The sequence below is a fragment of the Enterovibrio makurazakiensis genome, from assembly GCF_050336585.1.
Classification (GTDB): Bacteria; Pseudomonadota; Gammaproteobacteria; order Enterobacterales; family Vibrionaceae; genus Enterovibrio; species Enterovibrio gelatinilyticus.
In genome coordinates this window covers 26,954-40,199 of sequence record NZ_JAKJSE010000043.1, presented here as the reverse complement: position 1 = coordinate 40,199, position 13,246 = coordinate 26,954, and the positions used below count along the sequence as shown (strand labels likewise).

General features: G+C 48.3%; 10 protein-coding genes and 4 tRNA genes. 13 read left to right on the top strand and 1 reads right to left on the bottom strand.

Going from position 1 to position 13,246, the window contains the following annotated elements:
- Nucleotides 1-57 precede the first annotated feature (57 nt).
- From L4D06_RS24575 to L4D06_RS24515, 13 genes are all read left to right on the top strand, one after another.
- Nucleotides 58-134: transfer RNA gene (locus L4D06_RS24575), tRNA-Arg, on the top strand.
- 46 nt (nt 135-180) lie between these two features.
- Nucleotides 181-257, top strand: a tRNA-Arg gene (locus L4D06_RS24570).
- Between the two features lie 46 nt (nt 258-303).
- Nucleotides 304-380: transfer RNA gene (locus L4D06_RS24565), tRNA-Arg, on the top strand.
- 45 nt (nt 381-425) lie between these two features.
- Nucleotides 426-502, top strand: a tRNA-Arg gene (locus tag L4D06_RS24560).
- Between the two features lie 456 nt (nt 503-958).
- The gene (locus tag L4D06_RS24555; protein WP_028024604.1) at nt 959-1,204 is read left to right on the top strand and encodes an oxaloacetate decarboxylase subunit gamma; all 246 of its coding nucleotides are present in this window, start codon (nt 959-961) and stop codon (nt 1,202-1,204) included.
- A 37-nt stretch (nt 1,205-1,241) separates the two neighbouring features.
- The gene (oadA, locus tag L4D06_RS24550) at nt 1,242-3,041 is read left to right on the top strand and encodes a sodium-extruding oxaloacetate decarboxylase subunit alpha (protein ID WP_429742068.1); all 1,800 of its coding nucleotides are present in this window, start codon (nt 1,242-1,244) and stop codon (nt 3,039-3,041) included.
- 16 nt (nt 3,042-3,057) lie between these two features.
- The gene (locus tag L4D06_RS24545; protein ID WP_274162772.1) at nt 3,058-4,356 is read left to right on the top strand and encodes a sodium ion-translocating decarboxylase subunit beta; all 1,299 of its coding nucleotides are present in this window, start codon (nt 3,058-3,060) and stop codon (nt 4,354-4,356) included.
- Between the two features lie 139 nt (nt 4,357-4,495).
- On the top strand, nt 4,496-5,431 hold the full coding sequence (locus L4D06_RS24540; RefSeq protein ID WP_429742066.1) for an NADP-dependent oxidoreductase: 936 nt from the start codon (nt 4,496-4,498) through the stop codon (nt 5,429-5,431).
- Entirely contained in the window at nt 5,428-6,015 is a 588-nt protein-coding gene (locus L4D06_RS24535) for a beta-phosphoglucomutase family hydrolase (protein ID WP_429742064.1), read from the top strand. Before L4D06_RS24540 ends, L4D06_RS24535 begins: the two co-directional genes overlap by 4 nt.
- Nucleotides 5,999-6,436, top strand: a complete 438-nt coding sequence (locus L4D06_RS24530; RefSeq protein WP_274162769.1) for a YqaA family protein — start codon at nt 5,999-6,001, stop codon at nt 6,434-6,436. Before L4D06_RS24535 ends, L4D06_RS24530 begins: the two co-directional genes overlap by 17 nt.
- Nucleotides 6,437-6,458: 22 nt before the next feature.
- Nucleotides 6,459-9,311 carry a M16 family metallopeptidase gene (locus L4D06_RS24525; RefSeq protein ID WP_429742062.1) on the top strand — a complete coding sequence of 951 codons (2,853 nt, stop codon included), beginning with the start codon at nt 6,459-6,461 and terminating at the stop codon, nt 9,309-9,311.
- 132 nt (nt 9,312-9,443) lie between these two features.
- Entirely contained in the window at nt 9,444-10,997 is a 1,554-nt protein-coding gene (gene gshA, locus L4D06_RS24520; protein ID WP_429742071.1) for a glutamate--cysteine ligase, read from the top strand.
- A 102-nt stretch (nt 10,998-11,099) separates the two neighbouring features.
- Complete coding sequence (locus L4D06_RS24515) at nt 11,100-11,708, top strand: transglycosylase SLT domain-containing protein (RefSeq protein WP_274162767.1); 609 nt, start codon at nt 11,100-11,102, stop codon at nt 11,706-11,708.
- A gap of 143 nt (nt 11,709-11,851) precedes the next feature.
- Here the strand turns inward: L4D06_RS24515 and L4D06_RS24510 are convergent, their stop codons facing one another.
- The gene (locus L4D06_RS24510; RefSeq protein WP_429742060.1) at nt 11,852-13,087 is read right to left on the bottom strand and encodes a YbiU family protein; all 1,236 of its coding nucleotides are present in this window, start codon (nt 13,085-13,087) and stop codon (nt 11,852-11,854) included.
- Nucleotides 13,088-13,246: the final 159 nt, after the last annotated feature.

The following is a 13,246-nucleotide window of genomic DNA, read 5'->3' as shown; positions in this document are numbered from 1 at the left end:
CACGCGCACCATTATTTAAAACAATAAGCTTCAGGCTTGTTGTGCAATACCGAAAATGCGCGTGTAGCTCAGCTGGATAGAGTACCTGGCTACGAACCAGGCGGTCGGAGGTTCGAATCCTCCCACGCGCACCACTACTTAAAACAATAAGCCTTAGGCTTGTTGTGTAACACCGGAAATGCGCGTGTAGCTCAGCTGGATAGAGTACCTGGCTACGAACCAGGCGGTCGGAGGTTCGAATCCTCCCACGCGCACCATTATTTAAAACAATRAGCTTCAGGCTTGTTGTGCAATACCGAAAATGCGCGTGTAGCTCAGCTGGATAGAGTACCTGGCTACGAACCAGGCGGTCGGAGGTTCGAATCCTCCCACGCGCACCATTCTTTAAACAATAAGCTTCAGGCTTATTGTGCAATACCGAAAATGCGCGTGTAGCTCAGCTGGATAGAGTACCTGGCTACGAACCAGGCGGTCGGAGGTTCGAATCCTCCCACGCGCACCATTTCATCTTCGCACGACTCCCCGTACTACAGAACTGAATTTCAATTCACTTTTTTTGACTAATTTCTCAAATTCTCAATTGTTAAATCTTTTATTCACAACGCCCATTATTCGTTTTTGATGCTTTCTGGCATGTCTTGTCTGTTTATGGCTGAAATATGCGATTAACCCTCTGATGATTAGTGCTTTTGTTGTGTTATTTTTGACAACAAAGTCACCTGCTCGAATAGTGTTTTCTTTTAACAATATAATAACATTTGATTGTATTTATTGCGTCAGAGGCCGAAAATGGCAGAAATGTTAGGTATTACAGGATTGTCATTATTGTGATTTGTTAGTATTTTGACCGACTACTTAACTGAATAAGTAAATTCTCAACAAATGTCAGTCACATTTGAGAGAAGTGTTGTTGCTGATTGGCTGGTTAGCCAATTGGTTAAATGGAAGGAAAACACCTATGGATTTGGGAAGCACACTCGAGCAAGCCGCTACGCTGATGTTTACTGGCATGGCCGTGGTTTTCGTCTTTCTCACCATTTTGATCGCTTTGGTCAATTTGATGTCACGTCTTGTCCCCGAAGAGTTACCCCCTCAGGTAACGTCGACCACCACACCTAATCAAAATAATAATGGTCAAATTTCAGGGGATACTATCGCTGCCATATCTGCAGCGGTGCATAAATACCGTAGTCGCCAGCGCTAGCTGATGCGAAACATACAATTACAAGGAGTTATGTCGTATGTCTAAGCCACTCGCTATTACAGATGTCGTTTTACGTGATGCCCACCAGTCGCTGTTTGCGACCCGTATGCGTCTTGATGACATGTTACCCATTGCTGCGGCGCTTGATGATGTCGGTTACTGGTCTTTAGAGACATGGGGTGGAGCGACGTTTGATGCGTGTATCCGTTTTCTTGGTGAAGACCCATGGGTTCGTTTGCGTGAGCTGAAAAAAGCCATGCCGAAAACACCGATGCAAATGCTACTGCGTGGTCAGAACCTCTTAGGTTATCGCCATTATGCAGATGACGTTGTAGAAAAGTTTGTTGAACGCGCGCATGCAAACGGTATGGATGTTTTCCGTATCTTTGATGCGATGAATGATGTGCGTAACTTTGAAAAAGCGGTGAAGTCTGCGGTTGATGTGGGTGCGCATGCACAAGGTACATTGTCGTACACCACTAGCCCTCATCACACCTTGGATACATGGATCGACCTAGCGAAGCGTCTTGAAGACTTGGGCTGTCACTCTTTGTGTATCAAAGACATGTCAGGTTTGCTTCGCCCATACGAAGCAGAAGAGCTTATCAAGCGTATTAAGGCGTCGTGTGATATTCCACTGGCATTGCATTGTCATGCGACCACAGGCCTTTCTACTGCGACTGCCGTGAAAGCGGCTGAAGCGGGTCTGGATATCCTTGATACCGCAATCTCTTCAATGAGTTCGACGTATGGTCACACCCCAACAGAGACCGTGGTAGCGATGCTGCAAGGCACTGAGCGCGACACTGGTTTGCAACTTGATAAGATTGAGCCTATCGCAGCTTACTTCCGTGAAGTACGTAAGAAGTACGCCAAGTTTGAAGGTCAGCTGAAGGGCGTAGATTCCCGCATTCTTATTGCTCAGGTGCCTGGTGGCATGTTGACAAACATGGAAGGCCAATTGAAAGAGCAGGGTGCTGCTGATCGTATGGATGAAGTGTTGGAAGAGATCCCACGCGTTCGTAAAGATCTTGGCTTTATTCCACTGGTTACCCCAACGTCACAAATTGTTGGAACGCAAGCTGTCATCAACGTGTTGACAGGAGAGCGCTACAAGAGCATCACCAAAGAAACTGCGGGCATACTGAAAGGTGAATACGGTGCTGCGCCGTCAGAGGTTGACGCAGAACTGCAAGCGCGTGTGTTAGATGGTGCTGAGCCAATCACATGCCGCCCAGCTGATTTGCTGGAAGCAGAGCTTCACTTGCTGACCGATGAGCTTATCGCCAAATCGAAAGAAGAGGGCATTTTGCTAGCAGAAGCGCAAGTTGACGACGTGTTGACCTACGCCCTGTTCCCACAAGTTGGCCTTAAGTTCCTTAAAAACCGCGGTAACCCTGATGCATTTGAGCCAGCTCCTGGTAGCGAGAAAGATGTGGCACAAACTGCCGCTCCTGCATCGGCATCTGCACCTGCAGCCGCTAGCGACACCGAAGCTTACAGTGTGCAAGTAAATGGTCAGGTGTTTGATGTGGTTGTTGGCCCTCAAGGTGAACTTACTTCTGTCACCCCAACCGCAGCATTACAATCTGCTCCTGTCGCTTCAGCGCCAACAGCGGGTACTGCTGAGGCTGTGGCTGCGCCACTGGCGGGTAATATCTTCAAAGTGGTTGCTAAGCAAGGTAGCCAAGTGCAAGAGGGTGATGTACTGATCATTCTTGAAGCAATGAAGATGGAAACAGAAGTTCGCGCGATTCGTTCTGGTGTTATTCAAGACGTCATGGTGAAAGAAGGTGATTCAGTTACCGTTGGTTCACCATTGATGAACTTGGCGTAAGGGGATAGAGGAAAACATGGAAGGTTTGTTAATCCTCTGGCAAGGCACGGGCCTTGCCAATTTCCAGATTGGTCAATTGGTCATGATCTTTGTTGGGTGCATGCTGCTGTTTTTAGCCATCCGCAAAGGTTTTGAGCCACTGCTGCTATTGCCGATAGGTTTTGGTGCCATTCTTGCCAATATTCCCGAAGTGGGCTTGGCAAATAATGCGATACAAAATGCGTTGTACGCTGCGAGTCCTGATGTGATGTGGGAGTTTGCCCGTATCCTTGGTCTTGGTGATGCGAATCCAGAAGCCATTAAAATGGCGATGGACGGTGCGGATCTCCATCAACTCAAAGAGTTAGATGAAGCCGCTCATGCAGCAAAATTCACTGATGGTACGCTTTACTCTTTCTACAGTGTGGCTATCGCATCGGGTATTGCACCGCTTCTCATCTTTATGGGTGTTGGTGCCATGACGGATTTTGGCGCGCTTATCGCTAACCCTCGTACTTTGTGGCTTGGTGCAGCGGCGCAGTTTGGTATTTTCGCAACACTGTTTGGTGCGATCCTGCTGAACTTGATTCCAGGCATGGAGTTCTCGCTGGCGGACGCAGCATCGATTGCAATCATTGGTGGTGCAGATGGTCCTACGGCTATCTTCCTTGCGAGTAAGCTATCTCCGGATTTGCTGGGTGCCATTGCGGTTGCAGCATACAGTTACATGGCATTGGTACCGATTATTCAGCCTCCGATCATGAAACTGTTTACCTCGGAAGAAGAACGTAAGATCGAGATGAAGCAGCTACGCCATGTCTCGAAAACCGAGAAGATTATCTTCCCACTGGCTGTACTGGTCATGGCGATTATCTTCTTACCATCGGCAACGCCGTTGGTCGGTATGTTCTGTTTGGGTAACTTGATGCGTGAGTGTGGTGTGGTAGATCGTTTATCAAACACGGCGCAAAATGAGCTTATCAATATCGTCACCATTTTCTTGGGTTTGTCTGTCGGTTCGAAGCTTCAAGCTGAACAGTTCTTACACATTGAGACTCTGGGTATTCTTGTGTTGGGTGCAGTAGCATTCAGTATCGGTACGGCTGCTGGTGTATTGATGGCGAAACTGTTGAACAAATACAGCAAAGACAACATCAACCCATTGATTGGTGCTGCGGGTGTATCAGCGGTGCCAATGGCGGCACGTGTGGTTAATAAGGTGGGCTTAGACGCTAACCCGCATAACTTCTTGCTGATGCATGCAATGGGCCCTAACGTAGCAGGCGTATTGGGTTCTGCCGTTGCAGCGGGTGTGCTATTGGCCTTGGTCGGTTAACCGAAGTTTAATCGTGGGTTAACCACTAATCCAAACCAAACAACACGACAAAGTCATGAAATAAAGGCGGAAGGCATTGTGTCTTCCGCCTTTTTTATTGAAACTGAACTCAGGACATCACACGCATTAAGGACGACACATGCCTCAAAATCTTCAACTGGCAATTACCGCGTTTGGCGGACCTGAAACGCTGAAACTCCAACACACTGATATTCCTGAGCCGCAAGATGGGCAAGTCCTTATAAAAGTGGCTTTTGCTGGCGTAAACCCTGTCGATGCAAAAACGCGAGCAGGCTTGGGCTGGGGGGCTGAGAAAATCAAAGATATCTTGCCTTGGGTTCCCGGTTTCGATGTGGCGGGTGTTGTCGTCCAAGACTCTACGAGATTTAAAGCGGGTGACCGCGTTGCAGGAAGAATTGTGGAAGGCGGTGGCTACGGTCAGTATTTATGTGCCAGTGCTGACGTACTATCTCGCATTCCTGATGGCGTGTCGTTTGAAGCGGCAGCCTCTCTTCCTGTGGCGGGCTTAACCGCATGGCAGGCATTGGAGTTGGCGGAGCTTAAAGCGGGTGAGAAGGTGCTGATACTGGCTGGCGCTGGCGGCGTTGGACACTTCGCGATTCAACTAGCTAAAGCGCAAGGTGCGAGTGTCTACGCGAGTTGTTCTGCGGCTAATATCGATTTTGTAAATGGCTTGGGTGCAACAGCCTTGGACTACGCGGTCTCACCGCTTGAAGCGCAGGTCAATGACGTCGATGTATTGATTGACCTCGTTGGCAGTGATGTCGGTGAAGCGGCACTAAAGTCTGTTGCGAAAAATGGCCGAGTTGTGACGGTGCCTACCATTACTGCCGACCGCATTATTGCTGCGGCAAAACCACTGGGAATCGATGTGAAAGGCATGTTGGTGGTGCCAAAACCTGAACAAATGGATACGTTGCTGACATTGGTTCAAGAGGGAAAAGTACGCGTTGAAATTGCAAAAACGTATCCGCTTGAAGACGGTGTACAAGCTCATGTTGATATTCAAACCGGCCGCACGCGCGGTAAATTACTATTGGAGATGCCTGAATGAGTCGGTATGACGACTATGAAGGATTAATATTCGACCTAGATGGCACCTTATTGGACTCCACGCCGGGTCACTATGCTGCTTGGCAACAAACTGCAGCAGATTTTGGTTTTTCTGTGTCGGAAGAGTGGTATCACACTCGCGGTGGTAGCCCGACCATCCTGACAGCACGTTCGTTGATTGAAAAACTGAACCTTGATGTTGATGCTCAGGTATTGGCAGACCACAAGACACAGTGTTTTTCTTCTTTGCTAGAAGATCATCTCACTATTTTGCCGTTTACTGAGGTTGCTCGTCATTTTTCAGGAAAGATCCCGATGGCTGTCGGAACGGGCACTTTGACCGAGCTTGCCTCTCGCATGATGGAAAAGGCAGGGATTCTCGATCTGTTCGATCACGTAGTCGGCGCTGACCAAGTTGGCGCACACAAACCATCCCCAGACACATTTCTTCGTTGTGCCGAGCTGTTGGGTGTCGAACCCAAGAAATGTTTAGTGTTTGAAGATGCAGTATTTGGTTTTGATGCTGCAAAAGCGGCTGGCATGGATGTCATTGATATTCGGGTGACAGATGTTGGATTGGATTAGCGGCGACTCCGCGCTGTGGGTGCTCTTTTCCACCGGTTTTCTCAGCGCGACCTTGCTTCCAGGTGGTTCGGAAGCCAACCTGATTTTTCTTCTTAAAGAATCCCAATTTAGCCTTGGTGTATTAGTGCTCGTTGCCACCTTAGGAAATACCTTAGGCGGTATGACAAACTATTTTATTGGTCGATTCATTCCCGCGCGAACCCTTGAGCAAAAGCATGGTCAAAAAGCCATTGGCTGGCTACAACGCTACGGTTATTGGACTTTGTTGTTAAGTTGGCTGCCATTGATCGGTGACCCTCTTTGCTTAGCGGCAGGTTGGTTGCGATTAAAGCAGCACTGGTGTTGGCTGTTAATTGCGACGGGGAAAGCCCTTAGATATGTAATATTGGCGCTGGTAACCCGGGGCCTGTTTTTTGTTTGATTTCTATTTGAAAGGATAGTGTGTGCGTTATTTTATCCTTACGGCAGCCGTACTTGCGCTGTCTGGGTGCGGTGTCTATTCGACATCACCTGAACCAGTTCTTCCGATGGGCGTGACGTTAATTGAAAAAAACGAAACCCAAACCCAAGGACAACCTTCCATTCCTTACCAAAAATATCAGCTCGATAATGGCCTGACGGTTCTATTGCATCCTGACGCGTCGGATCCTTTGGTGCATGTTGATGTGACTTATCATGTGGGTTCTGCCCGTGAAGAGCCCGGAAAGTCTGGATTTGCACATTTCTTCGAGCACATGATGTTTCAAGGCTCCAAGCATGTGGGTGACCAGCAGCACTTTAAATATGTGACAGAGTCTGGTGGTAGTGTGAATGGCACTACCAATCGCGACCGAACTAACTATTACGAAACCGTGCCAGCGAACGAGCTAGAGAAAATGCTTTGGCTTGAATCTGATCGCATGGGCTTTTTGCTTGAAGCGGTGTCGCAGCGCAAGTTTGAGATTCAACGTGATACGGTGAAAAATGAACGCGCTCAGAATTTCGATAACCGACCATACGGCTTGGTTCACGAAACATTGGCTGCGGCACTTTACCCGCCAACGCATCCTTACAGTTGGCCGACGATTGGGTATGTAGAGGATTTAAACCGCGTTGATGTGAATGACCTCAAAGCCTTCTTTTTACGTTGGTATGGGCCGAATAACGCCACGCTTACCATTGGTGGAGACATTGACGTTGAGCAAACACTGGCATGGGTGAATAAGTACTTTGGTGATATTCCTCGTGGTGCGGATGTTGTTGCCGCAGACAAGTGGCCAGTGACCCTAGATGGGGATCGCTTTGTGACGCTGGAAGACAAAATCCAGCAGCCGATGTTAGTCATGAGTTGGCCGACGCAATATCCCGATGCGGAGTCGACCGTGGCGTTAGATATGTTGGCTTCGGTACTTGGGCAAGGTCGCAATAGCTTGCTGTACCAAGAGCTTGTTAAGCCGGGTAAAGTGCTGAGTGCCAGCGCATACCAAGATTGTGCCGAGCTAGCCTGTACGTTCCAACTGTATGTATTGGGTAATCAAGGGCAGGATCTCACCACAGTTCGTCAAGACGTATTGAAAGTGCTGGATTCGCTGAAAGCGCGTGGCATCAAGCAAGACGATCTTGAACAAGTCAAAGGCAGCGCAGAAGCGGGCGCGGTTTTCGGCCTACAAAGTGTTCATGGCAAGGTCGCTCAGTTGGCATCGAATGAAACCTTCTACGGCGAGCCTGACAGATTGTCCAAGTGGCTAACAGAACTCAGTGCTGTGACCACCCAAGACGTTGAACAGGCATTAACCACGTTTGTATGGCAGCAGCCCTCAGTCACGGTTTCTGTCGTTCCTGCTGGCAAGCTTTCGCTGGAAGCGGAGCCCCAAAACTTTACGGCAAAGCGTGAAGAGGCAAAATCGTTACCAAGCAATGAAAAAGATCTCGCTGCTTTGATTGCACAGCAAACAACGCCAGAGACATTTGATCGCAGCATCGTACCGGCGCCATCTGGTGCTGTAACCGTGAATGTGCCAATGCTTTACCATTCTGAACTGGGCAACGGGATTGCAATCACGGGCGCGGAAACCAATGAAACGCCAACCGTGACCATGCACCTGATCATTCCTGCTGGAACCTTGATGGAGCCAGAAGGGAAGAATGGTTTGGCATCACTCACCGCAGATTTGATCACGGAAGGGACGCTCAATCAAACCAGTGAAGACATTGCAGCCAAGCTGGATCGTTTAGGGTCGAGTGTCAGTATTAATGCCTCAGGGCGAAGCACCACGGTTAGCGTGTCATCACTGACAAAGAACTTAAAAGAAACGTTGATGATTGCTGGCGACATGCTGTTCAATCCGCGTTTTGAGCAAAGCGATTTTGATCGATTGAAAAAGCAAGCACTGGAAAGTATTCAGTTTAGCCATCAAACTCCGCAATGGCAGGCCAGTCAGGCTCGTCGCGAAGTGTTATATCAAGATTCGTGGCACGCTCTTCCATCAGAGGGAACGTTTGAAACCTTAGGACAATTGACGTTAGACGATGTGAAAGCGTTTTATGCGAAGCATTACACGCCGGATACCACAAGGCTCATTGCGGTTGGCGATCTTGATAAGCAGACACTGCTTTCGAAAATCAATGGATTAAGCCATTGGAAGGGGGCGAAAGCCACCGCACCTGCCAAAGCGGCGTTGAGGCCGCTGAGTGAACCGAAGGTTTGGTTGGTCGATAAACCTGGAGCCCCACAAAGCGTCGTGCAAATGGTTCGTCATGCAATGCCTTATGACGCTACTGGTGAGATGTTCAAAACTCAGCTGGCAAACTTTAACCTTGCGGGTAACTTTAACTCGCGTTTGAACCTCAATCTTCGTGAAGACAAAGGCTACACTTACGGAGCAAGTGGCTACGTGGTGGGTGATCAGGACAAAGGGCGTATAGTGTTTCAAGCGCAAGTACGCGCTGATAGCACGTTGGAAACAGTGATAGAAATGCAAAATGAGCTGGCTGAAATGTCATTACAGGGCATGACAGACGACGAACTTGTATTCTTGCGCCTTGCTGTAGGCCAAAAAGATGCCCTGAGCTATGAAACGCCAAGTGATAAGGCCGGTCTTATTGCTAACATCATGCGCCATCAATTGCCGTCAGATTATAAGACGACACAGAAAGCGATCATTGATGGAGTGGATAAACAGACGTTAAACGCGTTAGCAAGTAAGTGGTTTGATCCCGACGACTATCAGGTGATCGTTGTTGGTGATGCCGACAAGCTAGCGTCTCCATTGGCCACACTAGGATTGCCTGTAAAGCGTTTAGTGATTGAGAATTGAACGTTATTTTTAGGCAGATAAGCTAACAGCAAAACAGTGAGATGGCTTTTGTCGTGGAGAGTGATTATCCTTAGCCATCTTACTGCTTTCAACATATAAACGAGTACAGCCTTGAATAGTTTTTCTCAAAGGTTGGCAGCGCTGTCTGAACAACCTGACGCGCTTAAGGGCATTGGACGAGGTGTGGAGCGCGAAGCTTTGCGTATCACGCCAGAAGGGACATTGTCATCTGCCGCCCATCCAATAGCGTTAGGCTCAGCATTAACGCACCAATGGATCACGACCGACTTTGCGGAGCAACTGCTGGAGTTTATTACCCCAGTGACTTACTCGGTTCCTGACATGCTGACGCAGTTGCAGGATATCCATCGCTTTACCTACCGCGCGATGGATGGTGAATCGTTGTGGCCGCTCTCTATGCCTTGTTACGTCGAAAATGAAGACGACATCACCTTGGCGCAATATGGCACGTCAAACGTCGGCCAAATGAAGACCTTATATCGCCAAGGGCTCAAGCATCGCTATGGCAGTGTCATGCAAGTTATCTCTGGCGTGCATTTCAACTTTTCATTCCCAGACAGTTTTTGGCAGGCGATGTTTGGCGATCAAGCGCCATACGCCCGTCAGGAATCAGTGTCAGATGCTTATTTTGGGTTGATCCGAAACTACTATCGCTTTGGGTGGATGATCCCGTACTTATTTGGCGCTTCCCCTGCGTTGTGTGGGTCATTTATCGACCAAACCAAAACCAACCTTGATTTCACCGTGCTGGGTAAAGGTACCAATTACCTGCCTTATGCGACGTCTTTGCGATTAAGCGATTTGGGTTACACCAACAGCGCACAAAGTGGACTAAAAATCGGATTCAATGGTTTGGACCAATACCTTGAAGGTGTTCGTGCCGCGATTCGTACACCGTCTGCAGATTTTGCAAAAATGGGTGTGAAGGATGCGTCGGGTTATAACCAGTTGAATGCCAATGTGCTTCAAATTGAGAATGAACTGTATGCGCCAATTCGTCCAAAACGTGTTGCTAAGAGCGGTGAAAAGCCCTCTGAAGCGCTTGAGCGTGGCGGTGTTGAGTACATCGAAGTTCGTTCGCTGGACGTCAATCCGTTCAGTCCGACAGGCATTGATGATACGCAAGTTTACTTCTTGGACTTGTTTGTCACTTGGTGTGCCTTGTCTGACTCCGAACCTATGACAGACTGTGAGCTTCCGTGCTGGCGCGATAACTGGAACAAAATTGTTCTGGAAGGACGTAAGCCAGGGCTAACGTTGCAAATCGGTTGCCAAGGTGAGCAGTTAACCCAAGCGGAATGGGGGCGTCGTGTCTTCGCTGACTTGAGCGAACTTGCTGTGGTGATGGACAAAGCTTACGGTGGTGATAACTACCAAAAAGTGTGTCATGAGCTTGTTTCTTGGTTCGATGAACCCGAAAAGACCTTGTCAGCACGTCTGTTGCGAGAAGTCATTGAACAGCAAAGTATTGGCAAAGTTGGCCTTGCGATTGCGAAGCAAAATGCGGAATTGTATTCACAGGGAGAGTATCACCTTGTGTCTGAATCTCAGTTTATTGAAGAGAGCCGTGTTAGTTTGAAAAAACAGCAAGATGTGGAGCAAGGCGACGCTATTAGCTTTGATCAGTATCTGGCTGAATATTTTGGTGATAGTGTATCGCTATAGAGTGACGGCTGTTACCCAGAAATAGGCAGGCTTTCTCCTGCCTATTTTTTTATCCCTATGTTTAATATTTTACTGAGATGGTTCGAGCGCTAAAGGACAATTATGTACTTTTCACCTAAGTGGATTTTACTTCTCGCTTCATTAGTTTTAACGGGCTGTGCCAATCCTCCGCCTAAAAGCCCTGAGAATATTTGCAGTATCTTCCGTCAATACGATGGTTGGTATGACGATGCCGTTGAAATGGAAGATGATTGGGGAACGCCCATTCATATCGCCATGGCGTTTGTGAAGCAAGAAAGCTCATATATTCATGATGCCTTGCCACCAAGAGATTATGTGCTTTGGGTGATCCCATGGGGGCGTGTCAGCAGTGCCTATGGTTACGCTCAAGCGCAAGATCCCGCGTGGTCTGACTATCAAAAAGCAACAGACAATGGCGGATCGCGAACGGACTTTGGTGATGCCATGCAATTCATTGGTTGGTACACCAGTGAAACGCAGCGCCAACTAGGGATCTCTAAATGGGATGCGTATAACCAATATTTGGCGTATCACGAAGGACGCGGCGGCTTTAAGCGTGGCTCCTACAAAGCAAAACCTAAGGTGATGCAAGTGGCTCGTAAAGTCGAAAGACAAGCAAAAACCTATGGCGGACAATTACAAAGTTGCCGTTCTGAATTGGAATCCAATCGCAGCTGGTGGCCATTTTAGCCCGCGATTATGAGCATAAATAAAGAAAGCGCCTTTCATGGCGCTTTCTTTATTTATGGTGCTTGAACCTTGAACCTTGAACCTTGAACCTTGAATCAGCTCTCGCCCTTTGCGTTTGATACAGCGCGTTAAGCCCAAAAAGGTCAGTCGAAGCCCATTTGGCGTCGTCCTAAATCAGTCAGGTCCAATTCTGTTGCACGTCCTTGATAGGTGCGCTCGTGGTGCTCCGGTGCGAAATCTGGGCAGCTTTCTCCCTTGAGGAAAGCAGGGCGTTGTTTGTCTAGAAACCGCCGGTTTTTCTCGCAATCTGGCGCTGCACCAATAAACAATACATTGCTGTAGCCAGTACCATTGTGCTTATCTTCGACGGCATGAATAGTGTCAGGATGCCACCACATTGTATCTCCAGCGTGGACTTGTGGAACGGACACCAAGCCTTCAAATAACAATGGGTGCCATTCTTTTGATACCGTGAGCGCTCTGCCGGGTGCAGCACCACATAACTCATCTTCAGGGACATCATCTTGTAAGGCGCGTAGCAACATATACGGGATGGCGAGCGTCGATGGGACTACCTGCAAAGTCCCATCTCCCTTGCCTTGCGGCGTTAGTGCAACCCAGCCTTGGAACGTGCGAAAAACACTACACACAGCAGGAGAAGGAAACTCTTCGACATCCACACGACTTGCGCCATCAAAAGCATTGTATTGCTGCCAGTCTCCCTGAAAAATATTGTAGTAAACCTCTCTATAGTGGGGTTCTATCCAGCGCTCTATTGAACCGGAATCAACGTGCGGAGATAGGCCCAAGGTTGCATCACCAGGCTCTCGTCGTCTTACGCGATCGGCGTAGCTGGCTTCCTGATCAGGATTGAAAAAGGTCTTTCCATTGTTTTGCCAAGTCCATAACCGATTTAGATGACGGCGCGTAACGGCCATGTTGTGATGTTGGCGAGCCCATATTTGTGCGGGAGACCAGTAGATACCAAAGATCTGTGGCTTATCGGATTTCAACTGACTGAAATAATTGTCCTCCACGGTGGGAGTGTGCTCGTAGTAGCCATTTTCAATAATGTAGCGAGAAAGTGCATCATTGTGCGCAGCGACTTCTTGTTCTGGAAGGGTGTTGCGGATAATACCGCACCCAGCTTGATGCAAGCGATGGCGTTGTTCTTCGTTGAAGCCATGATCAGCGATACTTGAAAATTCAAACTGCGGTATGGCTGACCCTTTAGCTTCTTCTTTTTTTATCCGTGTGATTTCGGCTTCCATCGCGCGTGACACTTCCTCGAATCGACGTTTGTAATCAGGACATTTCGCCTTCATTGTGCGCTTGAAATCACGGACTTGCTGGGGGAGATCCTCAGTAGAAAGAGCCATACGCCCTCCTTTTCTGTCTTACATCCATGAACGCTTAACACACACTCATTTCACTGCGTGACTTAGCGCTTGTTTTTGGTGTTTTTTGTTAACGTTTTTGCAGCATGTTCACACAAATATACTACCTTTATTGGAACGTTCCAGTTTATTTTTTGAACG